The organism is Armatimonadota bacterium (genome assembly GCA_025059775.1).
In the GTDB taxonomy this organism is placed as follows: domain Bacteria; phylum Sysuimicrobiota; class Sysuimicrobiia; order Sysuimicrobiales; family Sysuimicrobiaceae; genus Sysuimicrobium.
Genome location: JANXCW010000006.1, coordinates 39,942 through 58,827, shown reverse-complemented (window position 1 = coordinate 58,827; position 18,886 = coordinate 39,942). Strand labels below are relative to the sequence as shown.

Annotated in this window: 15 protein-coding genes and 1 pseudogene; 10 read left to right on the top strand and 6 right to left on the bottom strand. The window is 66.9% G+C overall.

Features of this window, described 5'->3' with window-relative positions:
- Position 1: 1 nt before the first annotated feature.
- The gene (locus tag N0A24_06000) at positions 2-1,363 is read left to right on the top strand and encodes a glycerate kinase (GenBank protein MCS7172939.1); all 1,362 of its coding nucleotides are present in this window, start codon (positions 2-4) and stop codon (positions 1,361-1,363) included.
- On the opposite strand, the gene N0A24_05995 is transcribed toward N0A24_06000, so the two are convergent.
- Complete coding sequence (locus N0A24_05995; protein MCS7172938.1) at positions 1,360-2,313, bottom strand: DUF5317 family protein; 954 nt, start codon at positions 2,311-2,313, stop codon at positions 1,360-1,362. The genes N0A24_06000 and N0A24_05995 overlap by 4 nt on opposite strands.
- Positions 2,246-2,977, bottom strand: coding sequence for an HD-GYP domain-containing protein (locus N0A24_05990; GenBank protein ID MCS7172937.1), 732 nt, complete (start codon positions 2,975-2,977; stop codon positions 2,246-2,248). The genes N0A24_05995 and N0A24_05990 overlap by 68 nt, the downstream gene beginning before the upstream one ends.
- Positions 2,978-4,406: 1,429 nt before the next feature.
- Between N0A24_05990 and glgA the strand changes: the two genes are divergently transcribed.
- From glgA to N0A24_05970, 4 genes are read left to right on the top strand one after another with little or no spacing between them, the layout of a single operon-like run.
- Complete coding sequence (glgA, locus tag N0A24_05985; GenBank protein MCS7172936.1) at positions 4,407-5,867, top strand: glycogen synthase GlgA; 1,461 nt, start codon at positions 4,407-4,409, stop codon at positions 5,865-5,867.
- Between the two features lie 2 nt (positions 5,868-5,869).
- The gene (gene galT / locus N0A24_05980) at positions 5,870-6,928 is read left to right on the top strand and encodes a galactose-1-phosphate uridylyltransferase (protein MCS7172935.1); all 1,059 of its coding nucleotides are present in this window, start codon (positions 5,870-5,872) and stop codon (positions 6,926-6,928) included.
- Positions 6,929-6,942: 14 nt separating this feature from the next.
- Positions 6,943-7,377, top strand: a complete 435-nt coding sequence (locus tag N0A24_05975) for a vitamin K epoxide reductase family protein (protein ID MCS7172934.1) — start codon at positions 6,943-6,945, stop codon at positions 7,375-7,377.
- A 2-nt stretch (positions 7,378-7,379) separates the two neighbouring features.
- On the top strand, positions 7,380-8,552 hold the full coding sequence (locus N0A24_05970; GenBank protein MCS7172933.1) for an alanine--glyoxylate aminotransferase family protein: 1,173 nt from the start codon (positions 7,380-7,382) through the stop codon (positions 8,550-8,552).
- Here N0A24_05970 and N0A24_05965 read toward each other — a convergent pair.
- Positions 8,549-9,355, bottom strand: a complete 807-nt coding sequence (locus N0A24_05965) for an IclR family transcriptional regulator (protein ID MCS7172932.1) — start codon at positions 9,353-9,355, stop codon at positions 8,549-8,551. The two genes, N0A24_05970 and N0A24_05965, sit on opposite strands and share 4 nt — an antisense overlap.
- Positions 9,356-9,441: 86 nt before the next feature.
- On the opposite strand from N0A24_05965, the gene aceB reads away from it, so the two are divergent.
- The 5 genes and pseudogenes from aceB (at position 9,442) to N0A24_05940 (ending at position 16,315) form a co-directional block, all read left to right on the top strand.
- Positions 9,442-11,028, top strand: coding sequence for a malate synthase A (gene aceB / locus N0A24_05960; protein MCS7172931.1), 1,587 nt, complete (start codon positions 9,442-9,444; stop codon positions 11,026-11,028).
- Positions 11,025-12,434, top strand: a complete 1,410-nt coding sequence (locus N0A24_05955) for an FAD-binding protein (GenBank protein ID MCS7172930.1) — start codon at positions 11,025-11,027, stop codon at positions 12,432-12,434. The genes aceB and N0A24_05955 overlap by 4 nt, the downstream gene beginning before the upstream one ends.
- Positions 12,431-12,829, top strand: a pseudogene (locus N0A24_05950) (FAD-binding protein). The gene N0A24_05955 and the pseudogene N0A24_05950 overlap by 4 nt, the downstream one beginning before the upstream one ends.
- Positions 12,830-13,518: 689 nt before the next feature.
- Positions 13,519-14,823: a heterodisulfide reductase-related iron-sulfur binding cluster gene (locus tag N0A24_05945; GenBank protein MCS7172929.1), complete on the top strand. Its 1,305-nt coding sequence runs from the start codon at positions 13,519-13,521 to the stop codon at positions 14,821-14,823.
- 37 nt (positions 14,824-14,860) lie between these two features.
- Positions 14,861-16,315 carry an MFS transporter gene (locus tag N0A24_05940; protein MCS7172928.1) on the top strand — a complete coding sequence of 485 codons (1,455 nt, stop codon included), beginning with the start codon at positions 14,861-14,863 and terminating at the stop codon, positions 16,313-16,315.
- A gap of 6 nt (positions 16,316-16,321) precedes the next feature.
- Here the strand turns inward: N0A24_05940 and arsN2 are convergent, their stop codons facing one another.
- Genes arsN2 through N0A24_05925 form a run of 3 tightly spaced genes read right to left on the bottom strand, consistent with a single transcriptional unit; the run spans position 16,322 to position 18,858 of the window.
- Positions 16,322-16,792, bottom strand: a complete 471-nt coding sequence (gene arsN2, locus N0A24_05935) for an arsenic resistance N-acetyltransferase ArsN2 (protein ID MCS7172927.1) — start codon at positions 16,790-16,792, stop codon at positions 16,322-16,324.
- Between the two features lie 30 nt (positions 16,793-16,822).
- The gene (locus N0A24_05930) at positions 16,823-18,061 is read right to left on the bottom strand and encodes a glucose-1-phosphate adenylyltransferase (protein MCS7172926.1); all 1,239 of its coding nucleotides are present in this window, start codon (positions 18,059-18,061) and stop codon (positions 16,823-16,825) included.
- Positions 18,058-18,858, bottom strand: coding sequence for a mechanosensitive ion channel family protein (locus N0A24_05925; GenBank protein ID MCS7172925.1), 801 nt, complete (start codon positions 18,856-18,858; stop codon positions 18,058-18,060). The genes N0A24_05930 and N0A24_05925 overlap by 4 nt, the downstream gene beginning before the upstream one ends.
- Between the last annotated feature and the right edge of the window lie 28 nt (positions 18,859-18,886).

Here is an 18,886-nt window from a genome sequence, read left to right as displayed (position 1 = left end):
CATGTGGCGGGACAGTCGGTGGCTACGGGTGGGGGAGGATCCGGAACTACGTCGGGATGCGGCCTGCATCCTCCAATCGGCCCTTCGGGCGGTAGACGCCCGGGAAGCGGTCCGCAGGTTCTTGCGCATGGAGGACGGGATGCTGCGCGTCGCAGACCGTGCGTATCCCCTGGAGGCCTACGACCGGGTCCTCGTGATCGGCTTCGGAAAAGCCAGCGTGGCCATGGCGCAGGCGGTGGAGGAGCTCCTGGGGGACCGGATTTCCGGAGGACTCGTGGTGACCAAGGAAGGACACGGTCTTGGGCTGCGGCACGTGGAGGTGGTGGAGGCTGGGCATCCCCTGCCAGATGTGAGGGGGGAGGAAGCGGCGCGCCGCGCCCTCGACCTTGCGCGGCAGGCCGGGGAGGGTGATCTCCTGCTCTGCCTCGTCTCGGGAGGGGGGTCCGCCTTGCTTGCGCTGCCTGCTCCGGGCCTCACCCTGGAGGACAAGGTGCGTACCACGGACCTGTTGCTCCGCACCGGCGCCACCATCGGGGAGCTCAACGCGGTGCGCAAGCATCTGTCTGCCATCAAGGGTGGGTGGTTCGCAAAGGCCGCGTTTCCGGCCACGGTGGTGGCCCTGGTGCTGAGCGACGTGCTGGGCGACCACCTGAACACCATCGCCTCGGGTCCGCTTGCCCCAGATCCCACCACGTACCGCGACGCGGTGGAGATCCTGGAACGGTATGGCCTGTTGGCGGAAATACCGGAAGCCGTGCGCCGCCACCTGGAGCAGGGGATGGCCGGGGAGATCCCGGAGACGCCTAAACCCGGAGATCCCGCCTTCGAGCGGGTGCATGCGGTGATCGTCGGAAACCTCGCCCAAGCCGTGGAGGCGGCGGCCGGGCAAGCCAAGACCCTGGGGTACCACACCTTCGTCCTCACCACGTTCCTCGAGGGAGAAGCCCGGGAGGTGGGAAGGGTGGTGGCGGCTCTGGCACGCGAGGAACGCAGGGCCGGCCGGCCTTTGCCGCTGCCCGCCTGCCTCCTCTTGGGCGGGGAGACCACGGTGACGGTACGGGGCAGGGGGAAAGGCGGCCGCAACCAGGAGCTCGCCCTCAGCGCGGCCGTGGCCCTAGAAGGGGTAAGGGGGGTGTTGGTGGTGAGTTTGGCTACGGACGGGACGGATGGCCCCACAGACGCGGCGGGCGGCGTGGCGGACGGGACCACGGCCGTCCGGGCCCGGACCCTGGGATACGATCCCCGGCGTTCCCTCGCGGACAACGATGCCTATCCCTGCCTAGACGCTGTAGGGGACCTGCTGCGCACGGGTCCCACCGGGACCAACGTGAACGACTTGGTGCTGGTGTTCGTGAGGGATTAGCGCAGGCGGCGCACGTAGGTGGGATAACCGGATCGGCCGAGGAGATCCGCGAGGCGGTGCGCCTGCCGCTCAGTCTCGAATTTCCCTACCACCACCCGGTGGAGGCTACCGGAGAGGATGCGGGCCCTGTAGCCGTCCTCCGCGAGCCGCTTCACCATCGTCCGCGCGTTTGCGGAATGCCGGTAAGCGCCCACCTGGACGGTGTAAAGCACTTGAGGAGCAGGGGTGGCCGGTTCAGCCATAGGGGAGAGAGGGGGTGGAGAAGATTTCTGGACGAGGCGGGGGGTGGAAGAAGGCTGAGGTGCGCTCACCGCTGAGAGGGCGGCGGGGGCTTCCAGGTTACCCGCAAGGTACCCCACAAGAAAGCCTCCTGCCACGGCTGCAGCTACCCGCGCCTCCGGCCGCAGGGGTCGGGCTCTCATCAGACCCGGGACAAGGACGAGGACCCCTAGGGCTAACAGCACATCCCCCAGGCTGAAAACGTTCGCAAACGGAAGTCCAGCAGGGATGGCGAAGACGTCCGCCAGAAACCACAGCCGGGTCTGCGGCCCGATGAGGGAGGAGTTGTTGTAGGTTCCTCCTGCCTCCTGCAGGAGCGTCCACCGGCCCGCAGCCCGCAGGGCCTCCTCCGAGGCGGGCATGTACCCGCCGTTGCTGAGGATCACCAAGGCGTTGGCCAGGAATCCCGCGGCTAGCAGCCACATCCCCGGAAGCCGTCGGTTCGCCCCGATAAAGACCGCCAGCAGGAGGTAGGACAGGGCGTGTACGGGAACAACGGGGAACCGCACCGGCACGAGGCGCGAGGTAGGGTCGAAGATCAGGAGTTGCGTGAGGATGGCGAGGAGGGCCATCCAGGGCAGGCGGAGCTCGGATTCCGCTAGGTTACGAAGACTTCCGCCCCGGATCCATCCGACGCAGAGGGACAACGCGAGGGGGAGCAGGAGGAGCATCGGGATCAACGGCCTCCAGGATCTCAGAAACCGATTCGGTAGCGGCCAGGACGGGTTTCTCAAGCACCCGGCGTTCCATAAGTTCGTCCTCCAGGGCCCGCACCACGGAGAGATCATACTGTTTACCGGCCAACCGGTACAACTCCCGTACAGCCTCCTCCGGGCTTTTGGCGGGCCGGTAGGGGCGTAGGGTGGTCATGGCATCGTAGGCATCGGCCACCGCGAGGATGCGGGCAGATAAGCCGATCTCCTCCCCCTGTAGTCCCTTCGGATACCCGGACCCATCCAGCCGCTCGTGGTGCTGGAGGAGGATGTCGAGGGCATCCCGGTACAGGCTGATGTGACCCAGGATGCGGGCACCCGCCTCCACGTGCCCCCGCATCTCCTTGAGCTCCTCGGCGCTGAGGGGAGCGGGCTTGAGGAGGATGGCGTCCCGGACCGCGATCTTGCCTACGTCGTGCACCCGGGCGATAGCGTAGAGACGGTTCACCTCACGGTCCGGGAGCTGCAGGCGGCGGGCGATGGCCCGGCAGAGTTCCGCCACCCGATGGGAGTGCTGGGCCGTGTAGGGATCCCGGGCGTCCACCGCCTCCGCGAGGGCGTGAAGGAAGTTGTCGGTCTCGATGCGGAGCTGGACATAGTTGGCGTAGGAGAGCTTGGTCATCATGGCGGCGGGGGCGAGGAGGACAACAAGCAGAGGGTGAATTGTCCATATCACTGATCCAACAACTGCAAGCCCGACCATTGAAACAAAGACAGGTGTTATGAGCTGTGCATTAAGTAGAAGAGTGTCTCGAAGAGAAATAGAAGCGGCTAATGAAATTACAATACTGAGGAGGCCAATGTTCACAACGAAAAATGTAATTCCAGCGATGACACCGCCAAGAAGCCGCAAAGCCAGAACCTGTGGTAAGGCATGTCCGCCAGCAATAGCCTCGAATACGTGGCCTGCCAGCCACGTAGCTATAGCATGGTTTCCGGCATTGAACAAAGTTTTATACCAAGGTTTACCTTCATAAAGATCAGTAGAGATGGAAGTGAGCATTGCGACAAGAACTGCAAACGTCCATCCGTACAACATTAAAGTAGGCAGAAAAACGGCAAGCCCAAGGGTTACTTCAGTTTTGTTCTCAGGGCCAAAATAATATTGGACTGGCTTAAGTTCACTTAGGATACCTAAGAACGTCAGAAGCATGAGAGCTGCGACATCTGTTTGGTGGTAAGGACTGCTGGTTTGGGAGAACACGTAGATTACTTGGCCCAAAACTGCAGCGCCCCCTAGAATGCAGAGGCCCACAAAGAACTGCAACGATCTCTTCATCGTCCACCTGTTAGGAGAGCGATTTCCAGTAGGACCCTGGGTAAGCAATTTTGGGGCCATTATTTTGTCTTTTTAGGGAACAATTAAACGGCAGGGGAAGGATCCAACTTCACCCTACCAACATGATCAAATGAGGCTCACCTACATCCAGGTCAAATTACCCCCACTTGCCAGCAGCCCCACCGGCCACCAGCAGGCTCGCCAGGGTCGTCAGGGCCAGCGCCAGCCGCACCACGTACACTCCCCACTTGTTCATCTCCTTGCCCTCCTTTCATTCGTTTTATTAGTATAATTTCCAGGAGTTAGACACCATACATTCAGATTATCCGAACTTTACCCCCACTTATTCATCACATCCCCCCCTCCTTCGTTCGAGAAGTTCGTATTCAAGTTTCCATGGAACCTATTTAGTCTGGCACGAAATTTGCTCTATACTGCCGGCGGGAGAGTAAAAGGTTGATTTCGACAATTTAGAAATCCGCCTGGACCGGAAACACCCTTTCCGGTCAATAGGGAAGGTATTCCGTTTTCCAGGCAGGACCTGAAAGTTGGCCGTCGCTTCCCTCGCCGGCCTTCTAAGGGGAATTTGTACTATCCAGAGCCTTCTGTCAAGCGAAAAATGCCAGGAAACCCGGAATTTCGCGTCCAATCGCGAAAAATCTCGATCTCTCGTGGTCCCCCACAGGCCAAACCCCCTCCCTTCCTGGGGTTGCCCCGGGGTCTGCTCCGTGGCATTATCCCAGGCAGTGCCCGGCCAGCTGGGAGGAGGTTTGTGCGGGTACTCTTCGTGGTGGCTGAAATGGTTCCCTTCGCGAAGACCGGGGGACTTGCGGATGTGGCAGGAGCCCTTCCCCCTGCCCTCCGTGACCTGGGGGTGGACGTGCGCGTCCTGATGCCCCGGTATGCTGCGGTGGACCCCGGACGCCATGGACTCAAGCGCGTGGGTGAGGTCTCGGCACCCGTGGAGGGCCGGGGGGAGCTCGCCGGGATATGGGAGGGGAGCCTTGCCGGGAAGGTCCCGGTGTGGTTCCTGGACCACCTGGGCTACTACGGACGGCCCGGGATCTACGGGGAGAGGGGACAGGACTACGGGGACAACCTGCATCGGTTCACCTTCCTGTGCCGGGCGGCCCTCGCCTGGGTCCGGTTGGCAGGGTGGGTTCCGGACGTCTTTCACTGCCACGACTGGCACACAGCCATGGTCCCCATTTACCTGGACACCGTGGAACGTGGGGCCTCCGTCCTCGGCGGTACGGCTACCCTCTTCACCATCCACAATCTGGCCTATCAGGGAATCTTCCCCCGGGAGCAGTTCCCCGTGACCGGCCTACCCGAGGAGGTGTACTGGTCCCGTCTGGAGTTCTACGGCTCTCTGAACCTCATGAAGGGAGCGCTGCTCTCCGCGGATCTCCTCAGCACCGTGAGCGAGACCTATGCCCGGGAGATCCAGACCCCGGAGTTCGGGTATGGACTCGATGGGGTGCTGCGCACCCGTAGCCAGGACCTCTACGGGGTCCTGAACGGGGTGGACTACTCGGTCTGGGACCCCCGCATGGACCCCTACATCCCCGCCCGGTACGGGCTCGAGGACCTCTCGGGGAAACGCATCTGCAAGCGGGCCCTGCAGGCGGAGTTCGGGCTCCCGGATGAGCCCGAGGTGCCGCTACTGGGCATGGTCACGCGCCTGGTGGACCAAAAAGGGCTTGACCTAGTCCAGGAGTGCCTGGAGCGGATGGTGGCCGCGGGCGTGCAGTTCGTGCTGCTGGGTATGGGGGATCCGAGGTACGAAGCTGCTTTCACGGATGCGGCCCAACGGTACCCACGGAACGTGGGGGTCCGTATTGGGTTCGACGAAGGGCTCGCGCACCGCATCGAGGCAGGCTGTGACCTGTTCCTCATGCCTTCCCGGTACGAACCCTCCGGCCTCAACCAGCTCTACAGTCTCCGGTACGGGACCGTGCCCGTGGTCCGGCGCACGGGGGGACTGGCGGACAGCATCATAGACGCCACCCCGGAGGCCATCGCCCGCGGGGAGGCCAACGGGTTCGTGTTCGAGGCGTACACCCCGGATGCCCTGTGGGAGGCCATCCGCCGGGCCCTGGACGCGTTCCGGAATCCCGCCCTCTGGCGTACACTGGTGCAGGCCGGGATGCGGGCGGACTTCTCGTGGAGCCGGTCCGCGCGCCGGTACATGGAGCTGTACGAACGAGCCCGTGCGAAGAAGAGGCGTTGAGGGTGCCTGAGCTGCGACGGGACGCCATCTCCGGCCGGTGGGTGATCATCGCCACGGATCGGCTCATGCGCCCCACGGACTTTGTCCGACCCAAGGAGGTGGTGGAGAACCGGAACCGCTGCCCCTTCTGCTGGGGCAAGGAATCCGAGACCCCACCCGAAATTCTCGCCCTCCGACCCGATGGGAGTCCTCCCAATACCCCCGGTTGGGAGGTGCGGGTGGTTCCCAACAAGTTCCCTGCCCTCCGCATCGAGGGAGTGCTGGCGCCTGCGGGCGCGCCGCTCTTTGAGCACATGGACGGGGTCGGAGCCCACGAGGTGATCATCGAGACCCCGGAGCACGACACGCACCTGGGGCTCATGTCCCAGGAACAGGTGGCCAAGGTCCTGTGGGTGTACCGGGAGCGGTACCTGGATCTCGACCGGGATCCCCGGTTTCGATACGCCCTGCTCTTCCGCAACCACGGACGAAGCGCAGGCGCAAGCCTGTCGCACCCGCACTCCCAGCTCATTGCCCTCCCGGTCCTTCCCCGGCGGGCGGAGGAGGAGCTGGAGGTGGCCCGGGGGTACTTCGCAGATCGGGCCCGCTGTCTATATTGCGATGTGCTGGATGCGGAGCGGCGTAGCGGCGATCGGCTGGTGTACGAGAACGAAGGCTTCGTGGCCTACGAACCTTATGCCTCCCGCTTCCCATACGAGACATGGATCGTCCCCAAGCGCCACGCGGCCTCCTTCGGCGAGCTGCGGGACGAGGAGCTCCTGGAGGCCGCGGACGCCCTCCGCACCACGCTCTGGAAGCTCCACACGGTCCTCGAGAACCCTCCGTACAACTTCATCGTGCATACCGCACCCTACGATGCCTTCCCCGGCCACTTCTACCACTGGCACGTGGAGATCATGCCGCGGCTTACGCAGGTGGCAGGATTCGAGTGGGGCACGGGCTTCTACATCAATGTGGTTCCGCCGGAGGAGGCGGCCCGGCAGCTGCGTTCCGCCGAGCCGGTACCGACCCTCCTCGCTTCCCGGGAGGCGGCGAACCTCCACGGAGAGGTGGGGGGCTAGGAGGTCGTGATCCCGTGTGGCAAGCGGTGGCCGTGGGCGGGCTGTGCGCGGTAGGGTTTCTCGATAGCCTGTACTTCGTGCTGGTGCAGCACCGGGTTCTCCCATCAGATCCCCGGTGGCTCCCGCAGTTCTGCCGCATGGAGCAGGGCCGCTGTCTTTCCATCCTGGAAGCGCCGGAAGCCCGCCTGCTGGGGGTTCCGAACAGTATGGTGGGCCTGGGGTTCTATCCCGGGGTGTTCGCCGCGGTTCTCCTCGCTCAGCTGGGAGACCGGCGGTGGCTCGGCGCTGTCCTCGCCGCCGCCCTCGGAGCCGTGCTTGCCGGCCTCTACCTGGTCTGGGCCCTGGTGTGGCGGCTGCGCACCCACTGTCCTCTGTGCTATCTTGCCCATGTCGTGAACGCCGCGCTGCTGGCGCTGCTCGTCTTCGCAGCGCGCACGGGATGGAGGTAGCCATGGAGATCGGCGATTTCCGACCCGCGGACCGATGGTTGCTGGGACCCGGGCCCAGCAACGTGCACCCCCGCGTCCTGCGGGCCCTGGGTACACCGGTGCTAGGACATCTGGACCCCCAGTTCCTCAGCGCCCTCGCGGAAGTGGCGGATCTCCTCCGCGTGGCCTACCGGACCCGCAACGAGTGGACCTTCGCGATCTCAGGGACGGGGAGCGCGGGGATGGAGGCGGTAGCTAGTAGCCTCACGGAGCCGGGCGACCGGGTCCTGGTGTGCGTGGCGGGATACTTCGGTGACCGGATGCGGGAGGTGTTCCGAAGGTGCGGGGCGGAGGTGGTCACGGTGGAAGCCCCGTGGGGTAGACCCGTGGATCCGGAGGATGTGGCGCGCGTGGCCCGGGAGACGCGGCCCCGCATCCTGGCCCTGGTGCACGCGGAGACCTCCACCGGTGTCCAGCAGCCCCTGGAGGAGATCCGGGACATCGCCCGCGCGCACGGGGCGCTGCTGGTGGTGGACGCGGTCACCTCCTTCGGGGGTATTCCCCTGGAGGTGGATCGCACGGGGCTGGACGCGGTGTTCGCCTGTACCCAGAAGTGCCTCGGAGCGCCCCCGGGAATGAGCCCGGTGACGCTCAGCGAGGCCGCGGTGCGGAAGATCCAGGGGCGGCGCCGGCCCGTGCAGTCCTACTACTTCGATCTGGGTCTCCTGTGGGGGTACTGGTCCGGCAGCGGGTACCACCACACCATGTCCGCCACCATGATCTATGCCCTCCGCGAGGCCCTACGCATCCTTCTGGAAGAGGGCCTGGAGGCCCGGTGGGCCCGCCACGATCGGGTCGGGCGAGCCTTGCAGGCGGGGCTACAGGCCATGGGCCTTGAGCTGTTCGCGGCGGAGGGCTACCGGCTCCCCGTGCTCACCACGGTTCGGGTGCCGGAGAGTTTGGACGGCGAGCGGGTTCGAGCTCGGCTGCTGGAGCAGTTCGACATCGAGATCGGCGCGGGATTCGGATCCTTTCGGAACCACCTCTGGCGGATCGGGACCATGGGCTACAACGCCCAGCCCCGGGTGGTCCTGTTGCTCCTCTCGGCCCTGGAGGCCGTCCTCCAGGAGGAGGGCTTCCGGGTTCCCCCGGGGGCAGGCGTGGAGGCCGCGCGGAAAGTCCTGGGAAGCACCTAGGGGGTCGACGGAGATCCGGAAAACCCCATCCGCTCGCTGATGCGTCGGGCCGCCGCCATCACCGCCCGGGCCACCTCAGGGAAGCGACGGTACGGCAGACGAGTCACGGGGGCGGAGATGGAAAGGGCCGCCACCACCCTCCCCGTGGCGTCGCGCACGGGAGCCGCCACGCACCGCACCCCGATCTCCCGCTCCTCCCGGTCCACGGCATATCCCCGCGCCCGTACCCACCGCAGTTCCTGTAAGATCGCCTCCGGATCCGTGAGGGTCCGGGCCGTATAGCGAGGAAGGGGTCCTGGTCCGAGCATGGCCCGTACTTTCTCTTCCGGCTCCCACGCCAGCAGCACCTTGCCCACGCCTGTGCAGTAGAGGGGATGCCGCGCGCCGGGGTGCGCGAACAGCCTGAGCATCCTGGGGCTTTCCACCTGCAGAACGTAGACGGCCTCCCTGCCGTCCCGCACCGCGAGGTTGGCGGTCTCGCTCAGCTGCTTCACCAGTTCCGCCATGACGGGCCGGGCTACCTCGGGGAGCCGGTGAGATGCGAGGAACGCGGTCCCCACTTCGAAGGCCTTGAGCCCCACCCGGTAACGTCCGGATTCCTCCACCTGGGCCACGAATCCGCGACGGCGGAGGGTCTCCAGGAGGCGGTGGGTGGTGCTGAAGGGAAGGTGCGCCCGGCGGGCGATCTCCGTGAGGCTCTGCTCCGGGTCCCGCGCGAGGATCTCCAGCACCTGCAGGCCCCGCACCAGGGACCGCACGGTGCGGTCCCCGCCCGCCCGGCCGGTGATCCGCGGACGTCCCATGGCTTTCCACATTGTAGAAAAAACTTCCGTATATTGACAACTCCCGCAGGCGGGGGCTACGCTGCCCGCGAGCGGAGGTGATGGGGATGGCCATCGCGGCGCGCGGCGTGGAAGTGCTCAAGGATGCGGGACCCGACCAGAGCCTGGTTCTGACCCCACAGGCTTTGGAATTCGTGGCAGCCTTGCACCGGGAGTTCGACGGAACCCGCAAGGCCCTGCTGGCGCGGCGGAAGGAGCGTCAACGGGAGCTCTCCGCTGGGATCCTGCCCGACTTCCCCTCCGAGACCCGGCACATCCGGGAGTCCACGTGGACCGTGGCTCCCGCGCCCGCGGACCTCCAGGACCGCCGGGTGGAGATCACGGGTCCTGTGGATCGCAAGATGATGATCAACGCCCTCAATTCAGGAGCCCAGGTGTTCATGGCGGATTTCGAAGACGCCCTCTCCCCCATCTGGACCAACGTGATCTCCGGACAGAAAAACCTCATGGACGCGGTGCGGCGCACCATCGAGTACGTGAGCCCAGAGGGCAAGACCTACCGGCTGGCAGACCGAACCGCTACCCTGCTGGTGCGTCCGCGGGGATGGCACCTGGTGGAGCGACACGTGCGGGTGGACGGGGAGCCCATCTGCGCCAGCCTCTTCGACTTCGGTCTGTACTTCTTCCACAATGCCCGGGAACTGCTGGAGCGCGGCACGGGACCCTACTTCTACCTGCCCAAGCTGGAAAGCTACCGGGAAGCTCGGCTGTGGAACGAGGTCTTCTGTTTCGCCCAGGACCGACTCGGGATCCCGCGGGGGACCATCCGGGCCACCGTGCTCATCGAGACCATCCTCGCGGCCTTCGAGATGGACGAGATCCTCTGGGAACTTCGGGACCATGCCTCCGGCCTCAACGCGGGCCGCTGGGACTACATCTTCAGCGTGATCAAGAAGTTCCGGGACCGCCCGGAGCTCGTATTCCCGGACCGAGCCCAGGTGACCATGACGGTGCCCTTCATGCACGCCTACACGGAGCTCCTGGTGCGCACCTGCCACCGCCGGGGCGCACACGCCATCGGGGGAATGGCGGCTTTCGTGCCAAGCCGCAAGGACCCCCGCGTGAACGAGACCGCCTTCGCAAAGGTCCGGGAGGACAAGGAGCGGGAATCCGCACAGGGCTTCGACGGCACCTGGGTGGCGCATCCGGACCTGGTGCCCATCGCCCGGGAGCCCTTCGACCGGGTCCTGGAGGACCGCCCGCACCAGAAGCACCGGCTGCGGGAGGAGGTGCGGGTAACCGCACGAGATCTTTTGGACTTCCGGGTTCCCGGAGGTCGCATTACGGAGCAGGGATTGTGGAACAACGTGAGCGTGGCCCTGCAGTACCTGGAGGCCTGGCTGCAGGGCACGGGGGCCGTGGCCATCTACAACCTCATGGAGGACACCGCCACCGCGGAGATCTGCCGGGCCCAGCTGTGGCAGTGGATCCACCACCGTGCGAAGATGGAGGACGGAACGCCCGTGACTCCGGACCTGTACCGATCCGTTCGCGAGAAGGAGGTGACGCGGCTCATGGCGGAGCGGCAGACCCCCTCTGCCCTCCATGAGGCCGCGGAGCTGCTGGACCGGCTGGTGTTGGAGGAGGAATTCACGGAGTTTCTTACCCTGCTAGCGTACGACCGCCTGGAATGAAGGAGACCCCGGGTCTGCTGGAAGGGCTGCGGGCCATCTACCCCCGCGACCGGATCCTCACACGGCCCGCGGAGCTGGCGCCGTACGAATCCGACGCCCTCACGGGCTTCCGGGCCCGGCCGCTCGCGGTGGTGCTGCCCGAGACGCAGGATGAGGTGATCGCCACCGTGCGATGGTGCAACCGGGAGGGGGTGCCGTTCGTGCCCCGGGGGAGCGGCACGAGCCTTTCGGGAGGCAGCTTGCCCGTGGAGGGCGGAATCGTCATCGCCCTCAACCGGCTGAACCGGATCCTGCGCCTGGACCCGGAGGAGCGCATCGTGGTGGTGGAGCCGGGGGTGGCGAATCTCGAGGTCTCCCGGGCCGCGGCCCCCTACGGCCTGCACTACGCTCCGGACCCCAGCAGCCAGGGCGTGTGCACCATCGGCGGGAACGTGGCGTTTAACTCGGGAGGGGCCCACTGCCTCAAGTACGGGATGACCGCTAACCATGTGCTCGGCATCAAGGCGGTGCTGGCCGATGGGGAGGTGGTGCGGTTCGGCGGCGAGAGCCTGGAGGGGGTGGGGCCGGACCTGGTGGGGATCTTCGTGGGCTCCGAAGGGCTTTTCGGCATCGCCCTGGAGATCACCCTGCACCTGGTGCCGCGTCCCGAGGCATACCGTACCGTACTCGCCGCCTACCGGAGCCTGGAGGAGGCAGGGGAGGCCGTGGCACGGGTGGTGGCCTCGGGGCTGTTGCCCGGGGCCATCGAGATCATGGACCGGCTCAGCCTCGAGGCCGTGGAGGCCGCGGTGGGCGCGGGATACCCCCGGGATGCCGCGGCCGTGCTCATCGTGGAGCTGGAGGGGGAGGAACCGGAGGTGGAGGCGGAACTGCGCCAGCTGTGGGAGGTGATCCATCTCTCCGGACCTACGGAGGTGCGCCTCGCCAAGGACGAGGTGGAGCGACAGAAGATCTGGAAGGGGCGGAAGGGGGCGTTCTCCGCGGTGGGACGGCTCAGCCCAGACTATCTGGTACAGGACGGGGTGGTGCCGCGCACCCGGCTCGGACAGGCCCTGCGGGAGATCGAGCGCCTAAGCGCCGCCTACGGTCTGCGGGTGGCCAACGTCTTCCACGCGGGAGACGGCAACCTTCACCCCCTCATCCTGTACGACGGTCGAAACCCCGGCGAGCTGGAGCGGGCGGAAGCGCTGGCGGGGGAGATCCTGCGGATGTGCATCCGCCTGGGAGGGTCCATCACGGGCGAGCACGGGGTGGGGATGGAGAAGCGGGCCTTCCTGGCGGAGATGTTCACAGGGGCGGATCTCGCCGTCATGCGCCGCCTGCGGCGCGCCATGGATCCCCAGGAGCTCTCAAACCGGGGCAAGATGTTCCCGCCGGAGCCGGAGGCTGCTACAGTGGGGGCATGAGCCCGGTCGGAGAGCTCGTACGGCCAGGTACGGCAGCAGAGGTCCAGGAGATCGTTCGGGAGCGGCGCTTCGTCCTCCCCCGCGGCGGCGGGACGAAAACCGCGCTCTCCACGCCCCCTTCCGAGGCCACCGTGCTCGACCTCTCCCGGCTCTCGGGCGTGCTGGACTACGATCCCATGGAGTTCACCTTTACCGCGCTTGCGGGCACTCCGGTGCGTGCGGTGGAGGAGATGCTTCGGGCCCACGGGCAGTTTTTGCCCTTTGATCCGCCGTTTTCCGCCTCCGGCGCCACCCTCGGAGGAACGGTGGCGAGCGGACTCAGCGGCCCGAGGCGCTACCGGTACGGAGGGGTGCGGGACTTCGTGCTGGGCGTGCGGTTTGTGGACGGCACCGGGACCCTGGTGCGAGGCGGGGGGAAGGTGGTGAAGAACGCCGCGGGCTTCGATTTCCCCAAGCTCATGGTAGGAAGCCTCGGCCAGATGGGAGTCCTGGTGGAACTCACCTTTAAGGTCTTTCCCGCGCCCCACGCCCACGCCACGCTCCGGGTGGCGCACCCGAGGTTCGGGGAGGCGGTGGACACCCTGGTGCGCCTGGGCATGAGCCGCTTCGAGCTCGAGGTCCTGGATCTGGACCCGTCCGGAGTCCTGTGGGTGCGGCTGGGGGGGCTTGCGGAGTCCCTGGAGGCGAGGATCGCGCGCCTTGTGGCGTTCCTGGGTAGACCGACGGAGGTCTTGCGGGGGGAGGAGGAGCGGAGGGTGTGGGAGGACCTGCGGGAGTTCTCGTGGGTTCCGGCCGGGCATGCGCTGGTGAAGGTGCCGGTCACTCCCCGGCGTCTTGTAGGCCTTGAGGAACGGCTGGCCCGCTCAGGCGCTCCCCGACGCTATAGCGTGGGCGGGACCTGCGCGTGGGTGGCGTGGCCGGGGGAGCTGGGCCTCCTACACCGGACGCTGGTGGAACTAGGGCTCGCGGGTCTTTGCGTGCTGGGGCCGCCCGGGCGGGGAATGCTCGGAGAGTGGGGAGGCGAGGCCTTCGCCCGGCGGGTGAAGCGGGCCCTGGATCCTCACGGGAAGTTCGGAGCGAGCTAGTGCAGCACGCCATTCCCGCGGAGCGATATGGCGCCGTGGGGGCGAACATGGCGCACGCGGTGGAGGCGTGCGTCCACTGCGGGTTCTGTCTTCCCGCCTGCCCTACCTACCGGATCCTCGGCGAGGAGATGGACTCCCCCCGGGGCCGGATCTTCCTCATGAAGGAGGCGCTGGAAGGCCGGCTTCGGTGGCAGGAGGTCCTGCCATATGTGGACCGATGTCTGGGGTGCCTCGGCTGCCAGACCGCCTGTCCTTCGGGGGTGCGGTACGTGGAGCTGGTGACACCCTTCCGAGAACTCGCAGAGCGCAGGCATCGGCGCCCGCTCCCGGATCGTCTTCTGCGGGAATTCGTGATGACGATCCTGCCCTTTCCGGTGCGATTCCGGGCGGTGGCGCGGATCGGAGTCCTGGTGCGGCCCCTCCGGAGGATTCTGCCGGCCCGGCCACGGGCCATGCTCGATCTCCTCCCCCCGCGCCTTCCCCGGGCGAACGCTCTCCCCGCGGTGACCCCGGCCCGGGGGAAGCCCCGGGCGCGGGTGGCGCTCCTCGTGGGCTGCGTGCAGCAGGTGCTGGCCCCCCAGATCAACTGGGCCGTGGTTCGCGTGCTGAGCCACAACGGGGTGGAGGTGGTGGTGCCGAGGGGACAGGGATGCTGCGGTGCCCTCGCCCTGCACTCGGGCTTTGGGGAGCTCGCCCGCCGGCTCGCACGGCACAACCTCCGGGTCTTTCCGGAGGACGTGGACGCGGTGGTAGTCAGCGCCGCGGGGTGCGGGTCCGCCATGCAGGAGTACAAGCTGCTGTTTCAGGGACATCCGGAGGCAGAGCGGGCAACGGCGTTGGCCACCCAAGCCCGGGATGTCAGCACGTTTCTCTATGAGCTCGGCTTCACTCCTCCTCCCCCCCTTCCCCGTCCCGTGCGGGCGGTCTACCACGACGCCTGCCACCTGCTCCACGCGCAGGGGATCCACGAGGCCCCCCGGCGCCTGCTCGCGAGCGTGGGCAACCTGGAGCTCGTGGAGCCCGCGGACGCGGAGATCTGCTGTGGGTCCGCGGGCATCTACAACCTGGAACACCCCGAGATCGCTGCAGAGCTGGGTCGGCGGAAGGCACAGAGTCTGCTGTCCACCGGGGCGGAGGTGGTGGCCACGGGGAACATCGGGTGCATGGTTCAGCTCCGCACACACCTCCGGGCTCTGCGAAGGCCTCTTGCAGTTCTGCACACCTTCGAGATCCTGGACCGGGCCTACGCGGGCGCGCCGCTCGGGGAGGGGAGGGGGTTGCCCCCTTCTGGGACAATGGCGTAGGGACCGTGCGGCCCCTACGGGACGGAGGAGCGGAAACGTGGATCCCGGACAGCGGCGGGTGGTGACGCTGGCGGTCATGCTGGGGATGTTCCTGGCGGCCCTGGACACCACCATCGTAGCGACCGCCCTCCCCACCATCACGCGCCTGCTGGAGGGCTTCGAGCTCTATCCGTGGGTCGCAGCCAGCTACGCCCTCACCATGACCGCGGGGACTCCGGTGTTCGGCCGGCTCGCGGACCGCTACGGCCGCCGTCGGGTGTACCTCTTCGGGATCGCGGCCTTCCTGGCGGGTTCCGCGCTGTGCGGCGCGGCTGGCTCCATGCGGCAACTCGTGGTGTTCCGGGCGGTCCAGGGGATCGGCGCTGGGGCCCTTCTCCCCATCGCCATCACCATCGTGGGAGACCTGTACACCCTGGAGGAGCGTGCCCGGATCCAAGGGCTGTTCAGCGGGATGTGGGGACTCGCCAGCATCCTGGGACCGTTGCTGGGAGGCTTCATCGTGAGCGTGGGGTCGTGGCGGTGGATCTTCTACGCGAATCTCCCGGTCGGGCTCGTGGCCCTGTGGATCGTGGCCCGTGCTTACCGCGAACGCCCAAGACACCAGCCAGGTTCCCTGGACGTGGCCGGCGCCCTCCTGATGGTGGCCTCCGTGGTCGCCCTCCTGGTGGGGGTGGAGGGCGGGAGGATTCGCCCGGGGTTCGTGTTCACCGGCGTAGCTCTAGGAGCCGCACTCCTCCTGTGGGAACGTCGGACGGAGGATCCCGTGCTTCCCCTGGAGCTGTTCGGTAACCGGGTGGTGACGGTGAGCACCATCAGCAACGTGCTGGTAGGAGCGGCATTCTCCGGAGGTGTTTACTACATTCCCCTGTTCGTGCAGGGTGCCCAGGGGAGAAGCGCCACGGAAGCAGGTCTGGCCCTCACCCCGCTCATGCTGGGGTGGACTACCGCGAGCCTGGTAGGCAGCCGCCTCGTCCTGCGGTTCGGGTTCCGACCCGTGGTCACCCTGGGCCTCGCCCTCTTCAGCGGCGGACTTGCTTTCCTCACCCGCCTCCATCCCTCCGTGCCGGGGCTGTGGGTGCAGGGCGCCACCGCGCTGCTGGGGGTGGGGATCGGATTCGCGGCGTTGACCTTCATCCTCGCGGTACAGACCTCCGTGGCCTACGAGCAGCGGGGGCTTGCCACCTCCCTGGTCCTGTTCTCCCGCAACATCGGGGGGTCCGTGGGAGTGAGCCTGCTGGGAAACCTGCTGTTCCTGCGCCTGGCCGCACAAGGAGTTCCCCCGCATCGAATTCAGGAAATCCTGAATCCCAGGGCCCTGGAGGGGGTCTCCGCGGAGGCCCTGGCGGGGACTCGAGACGCCCTGGCAGGTGCCCTGAGCTTTGTCTTCGCCGTCTCTCTGGTGTCCGCTCTGCTGGCTCTGATCTCCGTGCGGGGACTCCCCGCAGGACGTCCCACCGCCCCGGGAGGACTAGCGCCCGTTCCCGGGGAGTGAGGGCCTTCAGGTGGGGGTGTTGTGGTCTTGGGGCCGGAGGGGTTCCAGCTCCAGCGCCATGAGCACCGCGGAATCTGGGCAGGTACGGGCGAACTGGAGGGAGGCCTGCAGGCGCGGGTCCGCGGCCGCTCGCGGGATGGCCCGGAATCCGAAGAAACGGCGGAAATATCCTTCTGCCGTCTGCGTGAGCAGGTATACGGTGCGCACACCCTGCGCCTGCGCGAGAGCGAGGAGGCGGCGGCAGAGAGCGGCTGCGACGCCCCGGCCTCGGTACGCGGGGTGTGTGGCGACAGAGCGGAGCAGGGTCACGTCCCCGTACCGCTCGAGTCCCGCGACCCCCACCAGGGCACCGTCATCCAGGGCCACCCAGAAGGTGTCCAGCCAGTCCGCGACGCCCTCCGGGGAGAGCCCGCAGGCCGTCAGCAGGGCACAGATGGCCTCCAGATCTTCCCGTCGAGCCGGCCGGTACTCCACCATGTTGTCCTCCCATCCCCACCCTGGCGGTCCCTAGAACCGCGCCCGGGTGGGGCCGCGGGGGACGACCACGATTCCCGATCGGTCCCGGTGATACCGGCGCGCGTCCTCCTCCGGATCCTCCCCGATGACGGTGTTGGGCTCGAGGATATTGTACCGATCCACGATGACCCGCCGGAGTCTGCATCCCCGGCGCACCACGGTGAAGTCCATGACCACGGATTCCTCGATCTCCACATCCGGGTCGATGTGCACCCCCCGACCGAGGATCGATCTTCGGATGCGTCCGCCCTCCACCACGGTGCCCTCCGCGAGGAGGGTGTCGTACACCTCCCCCTGCAGGATGCGGGCGGGCGGTCCGGGATAGGCCGCGCCCAGGATGGGCCACTGTGGGTTCTGCAAGTCGAACCGGGGTTGCGGGCCCAACAGATCCATGTGCGCTTCCCAGTAGGCGAAGATGGTGCCGATGTCCCGCCAGTACGCGGGCTCCTCATAGGGTTTGAGGCCCGGGATGCGGTTCGTGTGGAAGTCGTACGCATAGACCCGGTAGCGGCCCAACATGGCGGGGAGGATGCTGCGTCCGAAGTCGTGGTCCGTGGAACGCTGGGCGTCCTCCACCAGCACCTCCACCAGGACGTCCGCATGGAAGATGTAGTTCCCCATGGAGCACAGGGCGTATTGCGGACGGCCCGGAAGGGCCCGGGGCTCTAGGGGCTTTTCCTCGAACCGCCACACCCGGCCGTCGGGGTCCGCCTCGAGGACGCCGAAGGCCCTCGCCTTCTCCACGGGCACCGGGAGAGCGGCCACGGTGGCGTCGGCCCCCACCTCCTGATGGAAGGCGATCATCTGGGAGATGTCCATGCGGTAGATGTGGTCCGCGCCGAAGATGGCCACCAGCTCCGGCTCGTAGTCCCGGACGAGGTTAAGGTTCTGATAGACCGCGTCCGCGGTTCCCCGGTACCACGCCTCGCCCCACCGCATTTGGGGGGGGACCACCAAGAGGAAGTGGTCCTCGTGGAGCCCCGTGGCCCGCCACCCATGCCGGAGGTGGTCGATGAGGGACTGGGACTTATACTGCACGAGGATGTAGAGGGAGAAGATCCCGGAGTGGATGAAGTTCGTGAGGACGAAGTCCACGATCCGGTACCGGCCCCCGAAGGGGACCGCGGGCTTGCTACGGTCCCGAGTCAGAGGGTGCAGCCGCTCCCCGCGTCCTCCCGCCAGAATAATGCCCAGCGTCCGCGGCCTTCCGCCCGGATAGGGACCCTTCATGCCACCGTCTCCGAAGGGCCGATGGAGATCAGTTCGACGCCTGCGGCCTCCAACCTCTCCTTGATCCGTAGACGCAGCTCCCGCTCCGCCCGCCATAGGCTCATGGGCTGCACGGGCACCACCAGGCGCAGCACCTGGACTTGAGGAGCGAGCTCCAGGAGGGCCTGAACCTCCGGTTCCCCGGCCTCGGCCTCTGGGTGATCCTGTCGCCACCCCGCCACCGCCTCATGCAGCAGCTCCCCCACCCGCCGCAGGTCCTCCTTGCGACCCACCCCGATGGTGAGCATGGCCCGAAGAGGCCCCCGGGTGTAGTTCCGGAACCGGGTGAGCTCCCCGTTGGGAATGGTCACCACCTCGCCCGTGAACCGCCGGATCTGGGTGGTGCGCAACCCGATCTGCTCCACCACCCCTGTTTCCGGTCCTACGGTGATGATATCCCCCACCTGGATCAGGCCATCCAGCAGGAGGAAGAACCCGCTGATGCTGTCCCGGATCAGGGCCTGAGCCCCAAATCCGATGGCGAGACCTGCCACGCCCGCGCTGGCCAGCAGCGGTGCGGGGTCCACCCCCAGTTGGCGGAGGGCCATGATCCCTGCCACGAAGTACACCGTGTAGCGGATGGCCCCGTAGGCGAGGGGGAGGAGGGTGCGAGCCCGCTGCAGGCGGGCTGCGTAGTTGGGAGCACCCTCCGGGGGACGGAGGATCTGTTCCACCACCCTCCGGCCGATCCCGTTCACCGCATACGCCCCCAGGAGAACGAGGGCAGTGGTGACCACCCCGCGGATCGCTGAGGCCACGGCCGCGGGGTGGGAGAGCTCCTGGAAG